Genomic DNA, 20,138 nt, shown 5'->3' with positions numbered 1-20,138 from the left:
CGGAGCCTGTTTTAAGCACAACTTGTTCCGCCCCATTCGGGATAAGACACAGATGAAATGGGTTTAACCATATAAGGCATATTAGATGAGAAAGCCATGCAAGTGACACGTACTCAAACCCAATAAATTTCACTTAAAACTCATATGCCCTTATATGTCTGATATGGTTCAAAAACCTCATGTTTCCTTATGTGCCTTCTGTGGTTTATTAAGTTCACAGATTCTAATCTAATATTTATCATATCCCGGTTTGAGCGGTAGCTGTATTTTTGTGTTGTTAAAATCACATACAGTTCTCCATGAGCCACCGCATAAAAGTCTTTGCTGCCCTCACAGCCACCATGCTCTTTTGGGCCTTTTCGTTTGTATGGACCAAAGTGGCCTTTACAGTGTGGAGCCCTATCTCCACCATCTGGCTGCGGCTGGTCATCAGCTCGGCTTTCATATTTGGCTATCTGGCGCTGACTAAAAGATTGGAGCCTCTGCGAAAACAAGATATTAAATGGTTGCTGGCGCTCTCCTTTTTTCAGCCGTTTTTGTATTTCATGGGTGAGAGCAACGGGTTGAACTACATCCCTTCCACCATGGGATCTGTGATCGTGAGCACCATTCCGCTTTTGGCTCCCATCCCCGGTGTGTTGTTTATGAATGAAAGGTTTTCGTGGCTAAATCTCCTGGGGATTGTGATTTCGTTTGCCGGAGTGGGAGTCATACTATTTGAGAACGGACTGGAATTAACCGCGCCCATTGAAGGTATCTTGTTTATGGCACTGGCTGTTTTTGCCGCTTTGGCCTATTCGGTTGTCATAAAACGGATGGGGAACCGCTATTCACCAGTAAATCTTACCGCCTGGCAGAACTTATTTGGGATCGGGTTTTTCTTCCCGTTTTTCTACATCAACGAATGGGACAGCTTTGTAACCACCTCTCCAACAGCTGAAGCGCTTGGGGCCTTACTCTTGCTGGCCATTTTTGCCTCTTCCTTTGCTTTTATCTTTTTTGCCTATGGCATTGCCCGCATTGGAGTTACCAGGGCCAATGTATTTGCGAATATGATTCCGGTTTTTACGGCCATTTTTGCCTGGTTTGTATTGGACGAAGCACTTACCGTTAAAAAAATGGCAGGAATTGCGATTGTGATTGGCGGCTTGTTTATTTCGCAATTACGGAAAAGGCGGTAAAGTCAAAGACAAGGTGGCGCAGAGAAAAAGTGAGCATTTCTCCCACTCGTTTGACATGAGAGGCTTACAGCCTGTCGTATGTGACGACAATTTTTTATATAGTTTATCACTATTGTCCGGTAAAAAAATAATATTCCTTTTTATGCGCTCAAGCCGCGTTGGCCTTTCCTTTTTTTCTTCAGCAAAATAAAGGAAACAAAAATTGCCGTCGCTTAAAGAATCCCGAAATAAGTTTTTGTTGCTTTTGCCTTTTGGGGCAAAAGCTTACAAAACAATAATCGGGAAAAAATCAGAACATTTCCCTAAAATCCGGAAACTCTCCCGATTTGAGTTTTGTAAGGATTTTGGAACTCAAAAACCAACAAAAACTAATCTCGGGATCTAACAGTCCGGATTTACCTCATTAACATGCTTGTTTCCAAAGGTATTCGATGAACTCGCAAGCTCGTTTCTTAACGGAGAACATTCTGATTTTCTAAACGAGATTGTCTTGATGCGAAATGTAAGCCCCAGCGTTTGCCAAACACACAGAAAAACATGCTATTCGGTCGATTGACCACCAGAATAAATATTTTCTCTGGACACCAGTGATAGTTTATAGGAAGCTTGGAAAGCTTAAATTTCCTCCTCAAAGACGAGAGCCTAATGAAGCTGACTTAAAAGTAAAATTTTTTAATGACTTGTCATGTGAAGCGTAGGTGAAACATCTGGATATAAAACCAAAAGATTCTTCGACAAGCTACCAATGACATCAAATCCGGACTATTGAGACACCTCGTGAAGGTAACCACCCATCGTCTGTGGCTATTTACAAAACAAAAGATTTACAGGTCTGACCTTTAGCTTCTGTTCCTTCAAAGTGCCGGGAAAGATGTTCTCTTGAAATACCCTCTACTCATTAAATATCTATCTTTGCGCCTTAGCGTCTTTGCGTTTAAATAATAAATATGGACTTAGAAAAATTCAAAGAGGAATCCCAAAATAAATCCAAAGAGAACAAAGCGTTTCTGGAGAAGGTGAGGCGACGTAGGCCCAAAAACCTGGATGATGTGGTGCATGGTCTGCACGAGGAATCTTTTGACCACATCGATTGTCTGACATGCGCCAATTGCTGTAAAACCACCAGTCCCATAGTCATTGACCGCGACATTGACCGTATTGCCAAACATTTAAAGATGAAGCCATCTGAAATGATTGAGCAGTACCTGAAACTGGACGATGACGGAGATTATGTGTTTCAGGAAACACCCTGTCCTTTTCTCATGGCGGATAACTACTGCATGATTTATGAAATAAGGCCACGCGCCTGCCGGGAATACCCGCATACCGACCGGCGACGCTTTCACCAGATATTAAAACTCACCTGGCGTAACACTCTTGTTTGTCCGGCTGTTTTAGAGATAGTGGAACGGTTAAAAGAGGAGTATGGTTGATTTTGCTAATTTTGTTGGCAATAAACCGGAACGACACATCGTTTGTTTGAGAGATATCACATTAAATCAGCTGATGCGACTAAAAAGAATTTCCCTTATAATATCTGTTTTGCTCATTCCTTTTTCATTGTTGGGCCAACATGGAGGAGAAACATTGTTTGGTGTTCTGCAACTGACACCATCTGCCCGCATTAATGCTTTAGGAGGCCATCAGGTTGGGCTTTATGACAATGATCCTTCTCTGGCATTGTTTAATCCGGCAATGGCGGATTCTTCTTTTCACAAGAATGTATCTGTTGGTTTCTCTCCCTACATAGCAGATATCAATTACGGCTATGGCAGTCTGGCCTGGAATCAGCCGGGATTGGGGACATTCTTTGCCGGTGTCAACCATCTTGGATATGGTGATATGATTATGGCCGATGTCAACGGCGAAATCCAGGGCAACTTTACTGCATCTGAAACTGTGGTGTTTCTTGGCTATTCTAAAAAATTATCTTCTCACTGGACCGCCGGAATAACCTTTAAACCGGTGATGAGTACTATTGAGAGTTACAACTCATGGGGAATTGCTGTTGATGCCGGAGTCCATTACCGGCATGCCAACGGACGTTTCCATGCCGGTGCTCTTTTGCGAAATGCCGGACGACAGATAAGCACTTATGCTGATGGAGATGCCGAATCTTTACCTCCCGATTTGCAGGTGGGCTTTTCTGTGAAGTTGGCACATGCTCCCTTCCGTTTTTCAGTGACTGGCCGTGACCTGCTCTCGGGATCTTTGGATTATGAGATTCCTGAAAATGATTTTGGCGTGAATGTTTCGCAACCCGAAAGTGCCAATGCCGGCTTTGGCAATTTACTCCTCAGACATATGGTCTTTGGGGTTGAATTTGTGCCTTCAAATAATTTTTATGTGGCAGCCGGACTCAATCCCCGTCGCCGACAGGAGTTGAAAGTGGATTCAAAGGTTTCTTCCGTTGGCTATTCCTGGGGGTTTGGATTCAGGATCTATAAATTCCATTTTTCTTACAGTTCAGCCCGTTATCACCTGGCATCTTCTTCCAATCATTTTTCTATCACCACCAATATCTCGGACTTTTAAGAAGTTGCCCGAAAAGTCCAATTTTGAATGTCATTGGTAGCTTGTCGAAGGATCTCTTTGTTTGAAAAAAGATGTTTTGATTATTCTCAAAATAACTCTGGTGTTTTATACTTTTTAGAAAACTACCTGTTATCAATACTCCGTTAAATTTTTATAAAAGTCTAAAGTTCAAGCTCTTGGGGATGAATAGTTTTTCGTCTTAAAGCCCAGATTATCAGTGTTATATGATCTATCTTAAATCTTATATCTATCCCGAAGCATCGGGACTAACGATCTATTGTGTTATCACATTATCATTTAAAAGCCTTAAATGACCTGATATGTCATATCCCGATTAGTCGGGACAAGTTATGGTTCAATCCCGATCTGCGGAAATTCTCGCTGAATCACTACCTTTGTGTATCAATCTCAATATAATTTTATGACTAAATATATTAACTCTCTTATTATTGCCATCGACGGGCATTCTTCATGTGGTAAAAGTACTGTAGCCAAAGATCTGGCCAGACTTTTGAAAATTGCTTACATCGATACCGGCGCCATGTACAGGGCTGTTACCCTGTATTCCCTTCAGAACAACCTTATTGCTGACGGGAGCATTGATGAAGAAAGCCTGAAGTCTTCACTTGATGATATTGATATTCGTTTTCGAACCAACCTGGGCAAAGGGACCAATGAAACCTGGCTCAATGGAGAAAATGTAGAGAACGAAATCCGCACTCTGGAGGTTAGTAACAATGTGAGTCAGGTAAGTGCTCTTGGTTTTGTGAGGAAAAGACTTGTGGAGCTTCAGCAAATAATGGGAGAAAAAGGCGGAGTAGTACTGGATGGACGCGACATTGGAACGGTGGTTTTCCCAAATGCCGATTTGAAAATCTTCATGACGGCCTCTCCCGAAATTCGGGCACAGCGACGTTATGATGAGATGAAAGCCAAAGGGGAAAATCCTTCGTTTGATGAGGTGTTGAAAAATGTGAAGGACCGTGATTTGATGGACAGTACCCGGAAGGAGAGTCCGCTGAAACAAGCCGATGATGCTGTTGTATTGGATAATTCAAATCTTGACCAGAAACAGCAATTGGACTGGATCCTTGACAAATTAACCGAAATGGGGGTGGTATAAGGGCCCTGGATTTTGAATTATAATGTAATTCTGGTATTTTAGGCCGGAATCAGGGTAGAGGTACTGTAAACCCGACGCCTGTTAATTGGGGTTTAAGGGGCAAAGCACCTCTATATTTTCAATTAGGTATATAACCGGATATTTATTATTTTTTTAAATAGCCGGTAGGGTGTTGTTTTTGGGTTGGTGGTTATAATATTGACTTGTGGATAGAAAATGCTTTGCGTCCTTGCGTCTCTGCGTTCAGACTTTTTTTAACAAACTATTGTAGTGTAATAGTCCGTTAAACTTTTGCAATAAATTTTAAATCAATTGGTTACAGATTAATAGTTTTCCTAGGCTAACATTTGGATTATCAATTGGTTATGATTTATCTTAAATCTAACATCTATCCCGAAGCATCGGGACTAACGATCTATTGGTAGTGGAAAACAACAATAAAAACCATATACCTCTCAGAGTTGAAATTGACGATCAATCCGGGTTTTGTTTTGGGGTGGTGCGTGCCATCAATAAAGCAGAAAATGAGATTGAGGCTACAGGCTGTGTTTATTCGTTGGGTGACATTGTTCACAATGACCTGGAGGTGGAACGCCTTTCCCAGAAAGGCATGGAGACGATCAATCACAATGATCTGGAAAAGATGGAGAAGGGAACCATTTTCTTCCGCGCTCACGGAGAGCCCCCTGAATCGTATTTGCAGATTAAGAAGAAAGGACTGAAACTCATTGATGCTACCTGTCCCGTTGTGCTGAAGCTTCAGAAAAAAGTAAAAGCTGCCTGGGAAGAGATGAAAAAGAAGGACGGGCAAATTGCTATCTACGGAAAAATAGGACATGCAGAAGTAAAAGGCCTGTCAGGTCAAACCAATCATGAGGCGATTGTGTTGGAGAAAGAGGAGGATGTAAGATTGATTGATCCGGCCAGGCCGGTGGTTTTGTTTTCACAAACTACCAAGTCGCCCGAGGTGTTTAAGAATATCGCAGAGGCACTGAAAAAAAGGGCATTGGATAAAGTCGAGGTGCGCATTCACGATACCATTTGCCGCCAGGTGTCCAATCGTGTCCCTCATCTTCAGGAGTTTGCCAAACAACATGAAGTGGTGATTTTTGTGGGTGGTGCCAAAAGCAGTAATGCAAGAGCACTTTACCGGGCATGCCTGGCTGTTAATTCTCAAACCCATTTTATTAGTAGCCCGGATGACCTGCAACCTTTGTGGTTTGCCTCCCGCCCTGAAAGTACAGGTGTTTGCGGAGCTACATCTACCCCGGCATGGCTAATGGAAGCAGTTGCCGAAGAAATTAAAAAATTGTAATATCAAAGTCTTAGGACCATAAAATATCTGGTATATGAGTTCAATAAAAAGCATTGGCGTATTGACGTCCGGAGGAGATGCTCCTGGTATGAATGCTGCCATTCGAGCAGTTGTAAGAGCCTGTATCTACAATGATTTAAGAGTTTTCGGTGTGATGCGGGGCTATCAGGGGCTTATCGACAATGATATTGAGGAGCTTCACTCCAACTCGGTAAGTAACATTATCCAGTCGGGCGGCACCATTCTCAAATCGGCCCGAAGTATGGAGTTTAAGACTCAGGAAGGCCGTGAAAAGGCCTATGACAATCTCCGGAAACGTGACATTGATGCCCTTGTGGTGATTGGCGGTGACGGAACATTTACGGGTGCCCGCATTTTTGGACAGGAGCATAACTTTCCGATTGTGGGAATTCCCGGAACCATTGACAATGACCTTTATGGAACCGACTACACCATTGGCTACGATACAGCACTCAATACCGTGGTGGAAGCAGTGGATAAGATCAGGGATACAGCTACGGCCCACAGCCGCTTGTTTTTTATTGAAGTTATGGGGCGCGATGCCGGATTTCTGGCGCTGAGAAGTGGAATAGCTTCCGGTGCTGAGGCGGTTTTGGTTCCTGAGGTAAGAACAGATTTCGACCAACTCGAACATTTTCTGCAAAATGGATTTAAGAAAAACAAGACCAGTAGCATTGTTTTGGTAGCTGAAGGTGATGAGATAGGCGGAGCCATTAAAATTGCCGACAAGGTAGGTAAAGAGCATCCGGAGTATGATGTACGGGTCACCATCCTTGGTCATATTCAGAGAGGTGGTTCGCCCTCTGCCTTTGACAGGGTAAGTGCCAGTCGTATGGGGTTGTCTGCTGTTGAGGCGCTTATGGATGATCAGAAAAGCATCATGATTGGTCTGGCCAATAATCAGATTGTACATACCCCTTTCAATCAGGCACTGAAAAACAAAAAGGCGCTAAATCCCCAATTGCTGGAGATGACCAAGATTTTGTCGATATAACAATAGACAATAGTTATAGTGCGTAGTGAAATAGCGGAAAGCTATTATGATATCTAATGGAACGCAGATGACGCAGATCAAACGGATTTTCACGAATAATATTCGCGTTAATCCTCTAAATCTGCGTCCTTCGCGTTCTATTAATGCAATGCTGGTTTAAAATCTGAAATTAACTGAATGGTCTTTTGAGACATCTTTCTTTTCAAACAATAATTCCTTCTACTCTGTTCCTATTTAACGAGAGAATGGTTGAAACATTTCACTATAACTAACCACTATAACTGTTGACTATAACTACTCACTAAAACACATGAACTACCTCGCACATTTATATCTATCGGGAGATGACCACAAAGTGATGGTGGGGAATTTCATTGGAGATCATGTGAAGGGAAGGCGGTTTACCCGTTTTGCCGGAGGTGTTCAAACAGGTATTCTTTTGCATCGGCATATTGATACATTTACCGATAATCATCCCGTGGTTCGTGAGAGCATGGCACTCTTTCGTGAAGGATACAGGCGTTATGCCGGGGTGGTTTGCGACATAATTTACGATCATTTTCTGGCGGCGCACTGGAAGGACTTTTCAGAAAAGAATTTGTCAGATTTTGTCAGTCATTCACACAGTGTGTTGATGCGTCATTACTTTGGGTTACCGCTCAGGGTAAAGCAATTTCTTCCATTTCTGATAAAAAGCAGGAGGCTGGAAAACTACCAGTACTTTGAAGGGATAGAAAAGACATTGCGAATAATGTCTGCCAATTCCTCATTGCCTGAGGAGACCAACTTTGCCATGAAACGACTGGAAAGTCATTACAATGAACTTTATGACCAGTTTTCCCGCTTTATGCCTGAAATAGCAGCTTCTGCAAAAGCATTTTTAGCTTCACCGTCAGCGTTTGTAAGCTTTGATCATGCGGTGATTTCCTGACAAGTCTTTACGAAGCTCGGTGTTTCTGAAACCATAGCTTTCTACCAGTTTTTTCGTGGCTTCACCAAAAGCCCGGTTGATCTCAAAAAACAGCATGCCTCCGGAAGAGAGTGACTCAGCGGCAAATTCTGTGATTTTGCGGTAAAACAAAAGGGCGTCATCATCTTCCACAAATAAAGCCAGATGAGGTTCATAATCTAAAACATTGTTGTGCATTTGCTCTTTTTCCGAGTTCATTACGTATGGGGGATTGCTGACGATAATGTCAAATCTGTTATTTTCTGAGGGGTTGGTTGTAAGAATGTTTTTTTGTTCAAAGTTAAGTTCAACCTGATTATGCCCGGCATTTCTTGCTGCTGTTTGAAGGGCCTCTTCCGAAATATCCCAAGCTGTTACTTTCGCCTGTGGCAGATTTTTAGCCAAAGAAATGGCGATGCATCCACTTCCTGTTCCTATATCCAAAATTTTCAATGGCTTGTTTGGATCAATACTATGAAGTATCCACTCCACCAGTTCTTCAGTCTCCGGACGCGGCACCAATACCGAGCTGTTTACATTGAAAGGCAATCCGTAAAACTCAGTTTTACCTATGATGTATTGAATGGGTTCGTGGTTTTTTAATCTTTCGAGGGCTTTTTGAACAAATAAGTGGTCCGAAACGGTTAATTTTGTATGATCATGAAGCATCAGGTCTGTTTTTGACCAGCCATGCAAATGCTCAAAGAGGAGCCATACAAACTGAAATGCTTCATGAATGGAATATATTTCTGCCAGTTCTGCTTTGAACTGGGCGATAACTTCTTTTACCGTTGGTTGCATGGCTGTTGTTTTTTGAAAGCGTAAAAATAGGAACATGGAAGCACAAAGCCAAGACCAAATATACATGCAGCGATGCATCCACCTGGCATCAAATGCTGAAGGCAATACATATCCCAATCCTATGGTGGGGTGCGTGATTGTTCATGAAGGACGCATTATTGGGGAAGGCTATCACCGCAAAGCGGGGGAGCCACATGCTGAGGTAAATGCCATCAATTCGGTAAAAGATGAATCGCTTTTGAAAAAATCCACGCTTTATGTGAATCTGGAACCCTGTGCGCATTATGGAAAAACGCCCCCTTGCTCGTTACTCATCAGGCAAAAGAAAATACCACGTGTGGTGGTGGGGTGTACCGATACCTTTTCGAAAGTGGCAGGTCGTGGTATTGAGATGCTCCGGTCGGCCGGGGTGGATGTGAAAGTGGGCGTACTTGAAGAGGAGAGCCGTGAGCTGAACCGTCGTTTCTTTACATTCCATGAACAACAACGTCCTTACATACTGCTGAAATGGGCACAGACCCGTGACGGCTTTCTGGACATTGATCGCACAGTTTTGGATGAGGCCCGTCCCACCTGGATTACAGATGACTGGGCCCGACGCATGGTGCACAAATGGCGTCGTGTCGAACCTTCAATATTGGTCGGAACAGTTACCGCTTTAAAAGACAATCCTTCGCTTACTGTGCGCGACTGGTCAGGACCGAATCCCCTGCGATTGGTGCTCGACCGATTCGGGAAGTTGCCTCATACGCTTACTCTTTTTAATGGCCAAACGCCCACTCTGGTTTTTACAGAGCAGGGGAGCCCCGTCTCTGAAAATGTGGAGACCGTCTATCTCGAGTCACCTGAAAATCCTCTGATAGCAGTGTTGGAGGAACTTTACCGCAGGGGTATCCAATCTGTGATGGTTGAGGGCGGCGGTATCCTGCTGAATGCTTTTACCGATGCCGGCTTATGGGATGAAGCCCGGGTCTTCGTTGGTGAGAAATGGTTTTTGTCGGGTGTGCAAGCGCCAAAAATTAAGCAAAAGCCCCAATCATGGGAGAAATTTGGAAACAGCCGTTTGTTTATTTATCGAAACAATTCCCTAACTTAGGGACTGATGAAAAAGTCAAAAAGGCAAAATTTTCAAGCTGCCCAATCGAAGGAGTATTGAAATACTTCGAGATTCGGGCGGTGCAGTAAATTTTGTTCTTTTGAGTAGCTGATTTATATGATTAAGTGCAAACAAATCCGGGTGTGGTGTGAAATCACCTTTCACTTAGGGGTTTGTTGATGTGATTTAAATTTTTAATAACACAGGCGTTTTTCAGCGCTCCCTAACTTAGGGGAAAAGTGAGAACTCTATTCATGATGAACCTTCTGAACGCATTTTTTACAAATAATATTCTTCCCTTTCTTCTGATCGGTTATGCAATCAGTATTTTGGTGGTTGTTATCCTTATCGTTCTTGAAAACCGGAGTCCTCTGAAAACCATCTCCTGGGTGCTGGTGCTATTATTGCTGCCGGGGTTAGGGTTTATTTTTTACATTTTTTTTGGTCAGAATTTCCGCAAAGAAAAAATAATTGCCCGTAAAGGATTGCGCAACCATCATCGCCTGAATTATCTGGCCCATTCCCAGATTAATCAATTGACGGATGGTAATCTGGGGGGCAACGAAATAGCCCGGGAGCCTACAGGGATTGTGAGGTTGTTACTCAATAACAGCAGTGCGGTGGTGACTACCGGGAATGAAGTTACTTTCCTGAACAACGGTCGTGATAAGTTTGAAGCTCTGATTAGGGAATTGCGCAAAGCCAAAGATTTTATCCATCTCGAATATTACATTTTTGCCGAGGATAATATCGGTAATCAGATTAAAGAAATTCTCAAAGATAAGGCACGCAGAGGTGTGGAAGTACGATTGATAGTGGATGATGTGGGTAGCTGGGAGCTGAAGGGGTCCTTTTTTGAGGAGATGCGTAAAGCCGGCATTGAAGTGTATTCCTTTCTTCAGGTACGATTCCCCTTACTTACCAGTAAAGTCAATTATCGCAATCACCGTAAAATTGTGGTCATCGACGGGCAGGTAGGATTTATTGGTGGATACAATATTGCCGACCGTTACAAAGATGGCGATGCCTCCACTTATGGCATTTGGCGGGATACACACATTATGATTGAAGGGGATGCCGTAAATTCCCTGCAATCGGTATTTCTGATGGACTGGTATTTTGTGAGTCAGACCGAATTGCAGGAGTCCCGATACTTTCCTCCCAGTAAGCCTGTTAGCAACAAGGTGATTCAGATAGTTGGCAGTGGGCCCGATTCCGATTGGCCGGGCATCATGATGGGAATTTTCCAGACCATCGTAACAGCCAAAGATTACGTATATATTGCAACGCCTTATTTTATGCCCAGTGAGGGGGTTTTGCTGGCTCTTAAAATGGCGGCGCTCAGCGGGGTCGATGTCCGTATTCTTATCCCTGAAAAGAGTGATGCCTTTATTACCTTTCTTTGTTCAAAATCTTATATCCGTGAGATGCTCGAAGCGGGTGTCCAGATCTATTTCTATCAGAAAGGATTTCTGCATTCCAAAACCGTGGTGGCCGATGATAAAATCAGCATAGTAGGCTCGGCCAATATGGACTTCCGGAGTTTCGAGCAGAATTTTGAATCTACAGCATTCATTTATGATAAATCCACTGCTCAGGAAATGAAAGAGTCCTTCCTTGAAGACCAGGCAGACAGTGAAATTATTTTACTCCCCGAGTGGATGGACCGGCCACATATAGAAAAGGTGAAAGAGTCTTTTGCCCGGTTGTTTAGTCCGTTGCTGTAGAATCGTAATTCCCCATTGTTGTCTCAATAGGCCTGTTTAGATGTCATTCTGAGCTAGTCGAAGAATTTTTTCACCTGACAAACAGATGTTTCGCTTCCACTCAACATGACATTCTTTTGGTGTTTTAATCTTTTGAGGCAATCCCATTGAGCCTTAGTCCCAAAGGGGGCCCAATTACTAAATTGCTGATATTTTGGATTGAACAAAAATCAGTCATTGGAACGCAATGAAGAAATATCAATTTTTCCCTGATAAAAGTGTTAAGTATTAAATTGATATTCATACCCCTGACAGGGTTCCAAACCCTGTCAGGGGGTAGAGAAACTCTCATCAAAGAATCCGGTTTAAAAGTTCTCTTTGCGTCATCGCGTCTTTGCGTTTAATCATTCTGGTAATATGTCAGCATGCTGAAAGTTTCTTCACTGATGTTGCCGCCACTGATGATAACTCCGATTCTTTTTCCCCGGAAGTACTCTTTATTTTCGGCCATGGCGGCCAGAGGTACAGCAGAAGAGGGTTCCGCAAATATGCCTGCCTGCTTTCTGAGTAAGACCATGGCGGCACGGATAGATTCTTCTTTGGCAGTGAAGATGTGATCTACAAATTCATGAATGATTTTGAAGTTGTTTTCTCCCAAGGATGTTTTTAGACCATCGGCAATAGTGTCCGGATTATTAGAAGGGATAATTTTACCCGCTTTCAGAGATCGGCAGGCGTCGTCTGCATTGGCCGGTTCTCCGGCAATGATTTGTGCATTGGGGAGCAATTTTCTGGTAGCAATGGCACTGCCACTTAACAAACCGCCGCCACCCACGGGGGCCATGACGATGTCAAAAGGGCCGGCCTGTTCGATGAGCTCCAGTGCTGCTGTTCCCTGTCCGCAAATGACATCGTAATAATCGTAAGGAGGAATAAAAATTGCACCGGTCTTTTCAATCACCTGTTTTAATTCCTCTTCTCTGGCCTCCAGCGTCGGCTTGCAGAATGTTATTTGACCACCAAACCGCTTCACGTTTTCCACTTTTATCTGCGGGGTATTTTCCGGCATTACGATATAGGCAGGAATGCCCCTGTTTTTGGCAGCCAGGGCCAAAGCTGCTGCATGATTGCCTGAGGAGTGTGTGGCAACACCTTTGGCGGCTTCCTCTTCGCTGAGATTCTGAACGGCATTGGTGGCGCCTCTGAATTTAAAGGCACCCGCTTCCTGCTTATTTTCAAGCTTAAAGAAGATTTCGGCACCAAACATGCTGTTAAGGGCATTGCTGGTAACCACCGGCGTTTCGGTGACGAATGGCTCGATGCGTTTTTGTGCGTTGAGAATATCCTGGAAATAATTCATGTTGATAGATGATTAGATTGTTAGATCAAAGATTTAAGTATTCGTCAGGCTGGATTTCAACAGGCAAAAGGCAGAAACAGGACAATTGGTTTTGCGAGGCTGTCTTCTATGTTGAATGTTATTCTGAGCTTGTCGAAGAATCTTTTTGTTTTATGTACAGATGTTTCGATTACACTTTGCTACGCCTCGTTTGCAACGAGGCGTTTTTAGAAACTGTTTAAGTTTTTCCTTTGGGATGTTTTCTGGTCTTGAGCTCTTATACTTCATCAAAATTTCCTTAAATAGTGTTTGTCTATAAAGTCCAACTTCTGCGTTGTTGCTTAAAATCTAAATCCTCAAATACATTAGTATTCTGCGGTTTAGATTTTTCACACGCCTTGAATTTGAACTTTCTAGTTCAAACACCTGAAAAACGCTTAGTTTATGGACAGGCTCTAAATAGCGTTGCTATTCGTGTCAATTTTGACTTGTCTAAGAACTCAATTCTTCAAAAACATCTCCCAAAAACAAAATTTTAACAGTTTCTTAGCCTCTCGTCTTTGACGAGGAAATTTTACAAGCCTCCTGCAAACTGTATATATATCGGTGCATTGTCTTCGCGAACCCTCATAAAAAAAGGTACACCCTTAAAAGATGTACCTTTCAAATTTAAGCAAAAATATTATCAGTCACTAAAACAACGAGAATGCCACTGTTAATCCGGCCATTACAACTGATACCATGGTCATCAATTTGATCAGGATATTCAATGAAGGTCCGGAAGTATCTTTAAACGGGTCACCAACTGTATCACCCACAACACCTGCGTGGTGCGCTTCACTGTTTTTCCCGCCGTAGTTTCCTTTTTCGATAAATTTCTTGGCATTATCCCAGGCACCTCCTGAGTTGTTCAACATTACTGCCAGGGTAAACCCGGCGGTAAGACCGCCTGCCAACAGACCAACAACTCCGGGAACACCCAACACAACTCCAACAATTACCGGCACAATGATGGCCAGGAGTGAGGGGAATACCATCTCGCGCTGAGCACCTTTGGTGGAAATCTCGACACAACGTGCATAATCGGGCTTGGTCTTACGCTCCATAATGCCAGGCATTTCTTTAAACTGGCGACGCACTTCATCAACCATTTTACCGGCTGCACGACCGACTGCTTTCATAGTCAATGAGCTGAAAACGAAAGCCATCATGGCACCGATAAAGAGTCCGCTGAGCAACATGGGGTTGAATAAAGAAAGGTCATAAGCCGCAGAAAAGTCACGAATACCGGCTTCTGAAATTTCAATGGCTTTCTGTCCTTTAGCTACTGTTGGTTCGGGGTTTTCAGCAAGATAAAAAATGTAGTCATTCACCTGCTGAACACCATCTGCAGATGCTTTGGCCAGTTTGCCCAACCAGAGGCGAACTTCTTCGATATATGCAGCAAGAAGGGCCATGGCAGTCAGTGCTGCAGACCCAATGGCAAAACCTTTACCGGTTGCAGCCGTCGTGTTTCCGAGCATATCGAGGGCATCGGTACGTTCACGTACTTCAGGGGGAAGTTCCGACATCTCTGCGTTACCACCTGCGTTGTCGGCAATTGGTCCAAACGCATCAGTAGCAAGTGTAATACCAAGCGTAGAGAGCATTCCCACAGCGGCAAAGCCGATACCATATACACCCATTGCGAAGTTGGTGAATCCTCCGGCAAAACCAAAGGCACCAACAATACCAATCGTAATGGTAACTACAGGAACCCAGGTAGAGAACATACCCACTGCAATACCTTCAATAATGATGGTCGCAGGACCTTGTAAGCCTTGTTTGGCAATTCCTTTGGTAGGTTTGTATTCATCAGAGGTGAAGTACTCGGTACCTTGCCCGATAATTACACCTGCCAGCAAACCAACCACAACAGATCCGAATATACCCCAGGTAATCCACTCTAAATAGACCAGAGCGGCTAGGGCCAGAAGGATGAGGAACGAACTGCCCCCGGTTCCCAGAAGCAATGAAGTCAGAAGGTTTTTCTGAGTGGCTGACTCTTTGGTGCGTACCATAAATATTCCTAAAATGGAGAGTAGAATACCTACGGCAGCCACAATCATAGGAGCCATGACTACCTGCATTTGTTCTGCTCCCGTGAGTGCCGGAATAGCTGCACCCAATGCGGCTGTTGCCAGAATAGATCCGCAATACGATTCGTAAAGGTCGGCACCCATACCTGCTACGTCACCAACGTTATCACCCACGTTATCAGCAATGGTAGCCGGGTTGCGGGGATCATCTTCCGGAATACCGGCTTCTACTTTTCCTACAAGGTCGGCTCCCACATCGGCAGCCTTGGTAAAGATACCACCACCTACACGGGCAAATAGGGCCTGAGTAGATGCACCCATACCAAAGGTCAGCATGGTAACGGTAATTTCTACCATTTTTTCTTTTTCACTGATACCCGGATGCACAAAGGTCAAACCGGCAAATTCAAGACCATTGGTCATGTTTTCAGGTGTGAATACCACTTCATTGAGGAACCAGAACCACATGGCGATGTCGAGCAAGCCGAAACCTACCACTACAAGTCCCATAACGGCTCCGCTTCGGAAGGCTATCTTCAGTCCCTGGTTAAGCGACTGAGAAGCTCCCTGGGCCGTACGACCGGAGGCATAAGTAGCTGTTTTCATACCCAGGTAACCACACAAACCGGAAAAGAAACCTCCGGTGAGGAAGGCAATTGGTACAAATGGGTTTTGAACTTTAAGGAAGGCCAGAATGGCCAATAAAATAACAAGTACCAGAAAGACAAGAGCCACCACTCGGTACTGGCTGCGGAGGTAAGCCATAGCTCCATTGCGGACGTCAAGGGCTATCTCTTTCATGGTATCGTTGCCTTCAGAATTTTTCATCATTTGTTTGAAGAAAAACCAGGCAAAGAACAGCGCTATTAAAGAAGCGACAGGAACAAGCCAAAATACTGGATTTAACATAGTAGTTTAGATTTATGGATTTATAATTGTTCTGAATGAATTTTCAGTATATATTTTATTCACTGCATTCTAAGCTATCCAATTCTGTTTTTTTGATTGCATTTCCAGATGTCTTGACCAATTAACCCATCGGAATCCAGCGATGTAATGAAGGCCTGGTTCGGGGCAATTGCCGGAAAATCAATATTTTAATTATTACGCCTCTGCATTGGACCCTTTTCATGGGTTGATTAATTCTGCTTTGACGATTCAAGATGCATTCTAACAGGCTGAAAGCCTGACTTAAAATAGCCCGGGGCAACGCCCCGGGATGATAAAACCAATATTCCTCCCCCCGTTTTGTTGGCCGCTTTGCGGCCAACAAAACGGGGGATGAATATTATCCTTTCCCCGGGGCGTTGCCCCGGGCTGGGATTAGTCAGGCCTTCAGCCTGTTTTTATCAAAGGCTTTTATGTGCCGTTGTAAAACTTATAAAATCTGTCAAAAAAGCCAAAACTTTCACAAGATAAAAAATTTATCGGCTTCTGATAACGGGATAAAGGTTGTTTTTTAACAGTAAAATCACCAGCCTGGGAAGACATTGAAACCAAACTGACCCTTAAAAATTCGATTTTGATGGATGGGAAAGGCCCAATAGGGTTCAAGGACAATTACGCCAAACAGACTGAACCGCACTGACATGCCGGCGCTGAATACTGGAATGCGCCGGGAGTCGCTGTTGGTGGTGAGCGATAATACGGGGTGACTGTTGTCGTCCCAGGCCAGGCCTGCATCCATGAAAAGAACCATCTCGGAGAAAATTACAGAGGAGCGCAACGGAGCGATGTCTATTGGGCCGGAAAGGGGCATGCGCCATTCCAGATTGGAGATCATTATGCTGCTGCCAATCAGGTGTTTGATGCCTATGTTGCGGCTGTTGTGAGTGGAATCGGCATAGAAGGTTCCTGTGTCGTAGCCCCTGATTAGCCAGGGGTAACCGGCAAAGAGTCGGGTGAGCCTGTTCGTGTTGCGGTCGGAACCATAACGGCCGTAATGATAGAGGCGGAATGCAAAACTGAAGGGGCGAATGAATTTGTATTTCCGGTAATCAAATAAAATGGCGTGTGCATCTACTCCGTTGTAGAACTGCTCAAACTGAAAGCGGGCGCGTGTGCCATCAACAGGAGAGGCAATGCCGAAACGGGAGTTGTCGAAAACATAGGCCACATCACTTCTTCCCACCCAGAAACCTTCGGGGGCATCAATTTTTTTGCCTGAATTATGATAGGTTGGATAGTAATTTTCGATGTCGTCTATTTTTTCGTACCGGTAATTGTAATGGGCCATGGAGAGCCCTGCCTCCACACGGTTGTACCGGTTGAGGGGAAGAAAAGAAAACACCGAGGCTTTGTCCTCAAAAATGCGGCGGCTGTAGTACACCAGGTTATCTTCTGCGCCATTGTCTTCATACGTGTAATACCCCATTCTGTAGGGGATGTGAGAAACGCTAACCCCTAATTTGATTCTTCGCTTTTGGTTCAGCAAAGCTACCTGGCCCCCAAAATCGTAAATTCGCCCATTTATACTGGCTCCTCCATACAAAAGGTGATGACCCAGTACATCGCTGAAAAGCGCCTCAATGCTGCCGGCCATTCCGGTGCCAAAGCGACCGGTCATTACACCCGCTGCCATGTTGCCGATGTAATCGAGCTTAAACTGGTTGCGTGGTTCGGCCGGTTTAAGGCTCACCTCTCTATCTGCATTGATGACCCCACGGAAAATCAGATTTTGGTCAACGACCGAGAAATGTTCGGAATACGGTGTTAACCTGGCGGCACGATAATCGAAGGGTTGATGATTAACAGGAGTGGCGTTTTCAAGAAGCTTGTGAGCCGGTGCTTTTATGATCTGAAACTTACCATTCTGAAGTATGGAATAATAAAGTGTGTGGCCGCCAATACTCAAAGCCGGGGACATTTCGGTCATGCCCATGATGCCTGTGCCGTAATCGGTGGCCCTTTTCATTTGTCCGGTTTCAGTATTCAGACTGAACAAATCACGACGCCCGTTTACATTGGACAGAAAAAATACATATGGCGTGCCGGCAAGCGGCATGGGATTGAGATTTCCGGCACCCGGGAAGGTGTTGAAAACCCGGTATGTGGATGAGGTGAGATTGTACCGCGCCAGATTGAAGTTCCCTGGAAAAAATATGGACTGACCGGGTGCAGCTTCATCAGTAATGTACCAGATGTAGTTGCCGTCCTTTGTCCAGACGGGTTGCATACAGGCATGATTATTATGAGTAAGTTGGGAAACGCTGTCGGTTTTAAGATCGGTGTAAAAAAGGTTGCTGACACCATTGTTCATCCCACTAAATACCATGCCTTGTCCGTCCGGAGCCCAAGTAGGTGAAGAAAGGGCATCTACTTCATCGGGTGATATTGAACTGTGTGGTTTGTTTTTTTTAACATCTTGTATGAGAATGACCGTTTTGCCTTTTTGATATGCCACATAGGCAAAGTAGCGGCTGTCGGGTGACCATGCGCCGGCTGTTTCGGTAAATTCCAGTGCATCAATTTCACTGTTGCGGGTGCTGGTGTATATCTTGTCAATAATCTCGCCGGTTTGGGCATCGGCCAAAAACAAGTCGAGCGAGTAAACATCACGTTCCGACAGAAATACCAGGTGTTTTCCGTCGCTGCTAACCGATGGGGAAAGATTGTAGCGTCCGGAGTTTCTGGTGGACAGCAGCCGTTCACCAATGATGGTATAGGTGGAATCTCCGGGCGACAAAAGCTGGCGGCTAAGGGTTTTCCGCCACTCCGCCGAGAGGGAATCTACAGTAATACCCAACACATCTTCCGTGGCATAGTAAAAGCCCTGTCTGGCACTGGCCGAAAACAACCTTCGGATGTATTGTTCGCCATACCGTGAAGCGATGTAAGACCAAAAGGCCTGTCCAAAACGGTAGGGTGAATAATGGCCACGTCCCATATCTTCCAGCCTGGGAAAATCGTCGTGCAACAAAGCATCGCGCATCCATGCAGCGGTAAAGGCATCAATATTACCCACCGACAAGTACTCGGCCATCCCTTCAATCATCCACAACGGCACTTTTGAAATGGCTCCCAGGTTCAGGTCTTCACTCTCTTCTATAATGTGGTACTGAAAGGCATGTACCAATTCGTGCCCCAGCACATGCGACGTCTGGTAATCCGAAAAAGAGAAGGGCATCACCACCCGGCGCTTAAGTCCTTCAGTTACGCCGCCGGTACCCACGCCAATGGAACTCATGATGGCGGTGGTTTGCTGAAAATCGGGGTGATTACGGTAAAAGATGATGGGGTTTCGGTTGTTGAAAGTTTCCATCAGAATTTGCCGGTGGTAATTGTACCATTGCTCGGCCAGACTGCCAATGAATTTCACCCTCGATGAATCTTCCAGATAATGGTAAATGTTGAAATGCGGGGTTTGCGAAAGTTCAAAGTCAAAGGTGCGGTACGAGGGTTTGTTTTTGCCAAAGTACTGGGCCAGCCCGTCGGTGGCCGGGAGGCACACCAGCATTATCCATAATATGACCACAGAAATCTTTGGCATTTTCAGAGGTTTATTGAAATAAAGTTACGAAGAATTGGGGGTTTTGGTTTAGAATTTTTATCTGAGATTGGGAGGGAGTGCAAGTGAACAGAGGGAACGGATAGAACACAGATAAACACAGATTTTACAGATTGGCGCAGATGAGGGAGGATATGGCATTATACTTTTCGGGCGGGCTAATAACGGAAACTCAGGATTAAACCTAAATTACATTAATAGATTTCAGAGCATCAACAATGAGATTCTTCACTGCGTTCAGAATGATAGAGTTCTGTAAAAATCAAAATATCAGCAAATTGAAAGTTGGCCCCCATTCGGGGACCCGGTTCATTTATTATGCCGACCCCGGGTTTTGCACCCGGGGTTATCCAGATTTGCCCCCTCTGGGGCATAGCCGTCAGGCTAAGCAGATTGATGCAGTGGAATATTCACAAAATCAAAGGTTTGGTTTATCATTTCTAATATGTGGATACTCGAAAATGTTTTATTTTTTGGTTCTACATTCTGTTCC

The 20,138-nt window shown here is 44.4% G+C and carries 13 protein-coding genes; 9 read left to right on the top strand and 4 right to left on the bottom strand.

Annotation, left to right across the window (positions count from 1 at the left end; translation table 11 throughout):
* Window positions 1-299 precede the first annotated feature (299 nt).
* The 7 genes from DDZ16_RS09965 to DDZ16_RS09935 all read left to right on the top strand — a co-directional run bounded on the left by DDZ16_RS09965 (window position 300) and on the right by DDZ16_RS09935 (window position 8,100).
* A complete protein-coding gene (locus DDZ16_RS09965; protein ID WP_109264316.1) occupies window positions 300-1,181 on the top strand; it encodes a DMT family transporter in 882 nt (293 codons plus the stop codon).
* A gap of 947 nt (window positions 1,182-2,128) precedes the next feature.
* The gene (locus tag DDZ16_RS09960; protein ID WP_198416698.1) at window positions 2,129-2,614 is read left to right on the top strand and encodes a YkgJ family cysteine cluster protein; all 486 of its coding nucleotides are present in this window, start codon (window positions 2,129-2,131) and stop codon (window positions 2,612-2,614) included.
* The gene (gene porQ, locus DDZ16_RS09955) at window positions 2,607-3,716 is read left to right on the top strand and encodes a type IX secretion system protein PorQ (protein WP_232526603.1); all 1,110 of its coding nucleotides are present in this window, start codon (window positions 2,607-2,609) and stop codon (window positions 3,714-3,716) included. The genes DDZ16_RS09960 and porQ overlap by 8 nt, the downstream gene beginning before the upstream one ends.
* A 421-nt stretch (window positions 3,717-4,137) precedes the next feature.
* Entirely contained in the window at window positions 4,138-4,839 is a 702-nt protein-coding gene (gene cmk, locus DDZ16_RS09950) for a (d)CMP kinase (RefSeq protein WP_109264314.1), read from the top strand.
* Between the two features lie 424 nt (window positions 4,840-5,263).
* Complete coding sequence (locus DDZ16_RS09945; protein WP_109264520.1) at window positions 5,264-6,154, top strand: 4-hydroxy-3-methylbut-2-enyl diphosphate reductase; 891 nt, start codon at window positions 5,264-5,266, stop codon at window positions 6,152-6,154.
* Between the two features lie 34 nt (window positions 6,155-6,188).
* The gene (pfkA, locus tag DDZ16_RS09940; protein WP_109264313.1) at window positions 6,189-7,169 is read left to right on the top strand and encodes a 6-phosphofructokinase; all 981 of its coding nucleotides are present in this window, start codon (window positions 6,189-6,191) and stop codon (window positions 7,167-7,169) included.
* Window positions 7,170-7,479: 310 nt separating this feature from the next.
* Complete coding sequence (locus DDZ16_RS09935; protein ID WP_109264312.1) at window positions 7,480-8,100, top strand: acyl carrier protein phosphodiesterase; 621 nt, start codon at window positions 7,480-7,482, stop codon at window positions 8,098-8,100.
* Here DDZ16_RS09935 and prmC read toward each other — a convergent pair.
* Window positions 8,062-8,919, bottom strand: coding sequence for a peptide chain release factor N(5)-glutamine methyltransferase (gene prmC, locus DDZ16_RS09930; RefSeq protein WP_109264311.1), 858 nt, complete (start codon window positions 8,917-8,919; stop codon window positions 8,062-8,064). The genes DDZ16_RS09935 and prmC overlap by 39 nt on opposite strands.
* Before the next feature lie 34 nt (window positions 8,920-8,953).
* Here prmC and ribD point away from each other — a divergent pair, with 34 nt between their 5' ends.
* Both ribD and cls read left to right on the top strand, forming a co-directional pair.
* Window positions 8,954-10,015 (top strand): bifunctional diaminohydroxyphosphoribosylaminopyrimidine deaminase/5-amino-6-(5-phosphoribosylamino)uracil reductase RibD, encoded by a 1,062-nt coding sequence (gene ribD / locus DDZ16_RS09925; RefSeq protein ID WP_109264310.1) that lies wholly within the window; start codon window positions 8,954-8,956, stop codon window positions 10,013-10,015.
* A 254-nt stretch (window positions 10,016-10,269) separates the two neighbouring features.
* Window positions 10,270-11,742: a cardiolipin synthase gene (gene cls / locus DDZ16_RS09920; protein ID WP_232526602.1), complete on the top strand. Its 1,473-nt coding sequence runs from the start codon at window positions 10,270-10,272 to the stop codon at window positions 11,740-11,742.
* Window positions 11,743-12,121: 379 nt separating this feature from the next.
* Here cls and DDZ16_RS09915 read toward each other — a convergent pair whose 3' ends face one another.
* The 3 genes from DDZ16_RS09915 to DDZ16_RS09905 form a co-directional block, all read right to left on the bottom strand.
* Window positions 12,122-13,081 (bottom strand): pyridoxal-phosphate dependent enzyme, encoded by a 960-nt coding sequence (locus DDZ16_RS09915; RefSeq protein WP_109264309.1) that lies wholly within the window; start codon window positions 13,079-13,081, stop codon window positions 12,122-12,124.
* A gap of 671 nt (window positions 13,082-13,752) precedes the next feature.
* The gene (locus DDZ16_RS09910) at window positions 13,753-16,047 is read right to left on the bottom strand and encodes a sodium-translocating pyrophosphatase (RefSeq protein ID WP_109264308.1); all 2,295 of its coding nucleotides are present in this window, start codon (window positions 16,045-16,047) and stop codon (window positions 13,753-13,755) included.
* 562 nt (window positions 16,048-16,609) lie between these two features.
* On the bottom strand, window positions 16,610-19,627 hold the full coding sequence (locus tag DDZ16_RS09905; RefSeq protein ID WP_109264307.1) for a basic secretory protein-like protein: 3,018 nt from the start codon (window positions 19,625-19,627) through the stop codon (window positions 16,610-16,612).
* Window positions 19,628-20,138 lie beyond the last annotated feature (511 nt).

The organism is Marinilabilia rubra (assembly GCF_003121985.1).
GTDB classification, from domain to species: Bacteria; Bacteroidota; Bacteroidia; order Bacteroidales; family Marinilabiliaceae; genus Marinilabilia; species Marinilabilia rubra.
Note: the sequence above shows the minus strand (reverse complement) of the source record. Positions and strands in the feature narration are given on the sequence as shown.

Bases quoted from the DNA above. Each gene is read 5' to 3' on its own strand.
- DDZ16_RS09965 (WP_109264316.1), top strand. From the start codon at position 300: ATGAGCCACCGCATAAAAGTCTTTGCTGCCCTCACAGCCACCATGCTC.
- DDZ16_RS09960 (WP_198416698.1), top strand. From the start codon at position 2,129: ATGGACTTAGAAAAATTCAAAGAGGAATCCCAAAATAAATCCAAAGAG.
- porQ (WP_232526603.1), top strand. From the start codon at position 2,607: ATGGTTGATTTTGCTAATTTTGTTGGCAATAAACCGGAACGACACATC.
- cmk (WP_109264314.1), top strand. From the start codon at position 4,138: ATGACTAAATATATTAACTCTCTTATTATTGCCATCGACGGGCATTCT.
- pfkA (WP_109264313.1), top strand. From the start codon at position 6,189: ATGAGTTCAATAAAAAGCATTGGCGTATTGACGTCCGGAGGAGATGCT.
- DDZ16_RS09935 (WP_109264312.1), top strand. From the start codon at position 7,480: ATGAACTACCTCGCACATTTATATCTATCGGGAGATGACCACAAAGTG.
- prmC (WP_109264311.1), bottom strand. From the start codon at position 8,919: ATGCAACCAACGGTAAAAGAAGTTATCGCCCAGTTCAAAGCAGAACTG.
- ribD (WP_109264310.1), top strand. From the start codon at position 8,954: ATGGAAGCACAAAGCCAAGACCAAATATACATGCAGCGATGCATCCAC.
- cls (WP_232526602.1), top strand. From the start codon at position 10,270: ATGATGAACCTTCTGAACGCATTTTTTACAAATAATATTCTTCCCTTT.
- DDZ16_RS09915 (WP_109264309.1), bottom strand. From the start codon at position 13,081: ATGAATTATTTCCAGGATATTCTCAACGCACAAAAACGCATCGAGCCA.
- DDZ16_RS09910 (WP_109264308.1), bottom strand. From the start codon at position 16,047: ATGTTAAATCCAGTATTTTGGCTTGTTCCTGTCGCTTCTTTAATAGCG.
- DDZ16_RS09905 (WP_109264307.1), bottom strand. From the start codon at position 19,627: ATGCCAAAGATTTCTGTGGTCATATTATGGATAATGCTGGTGTGCCTC.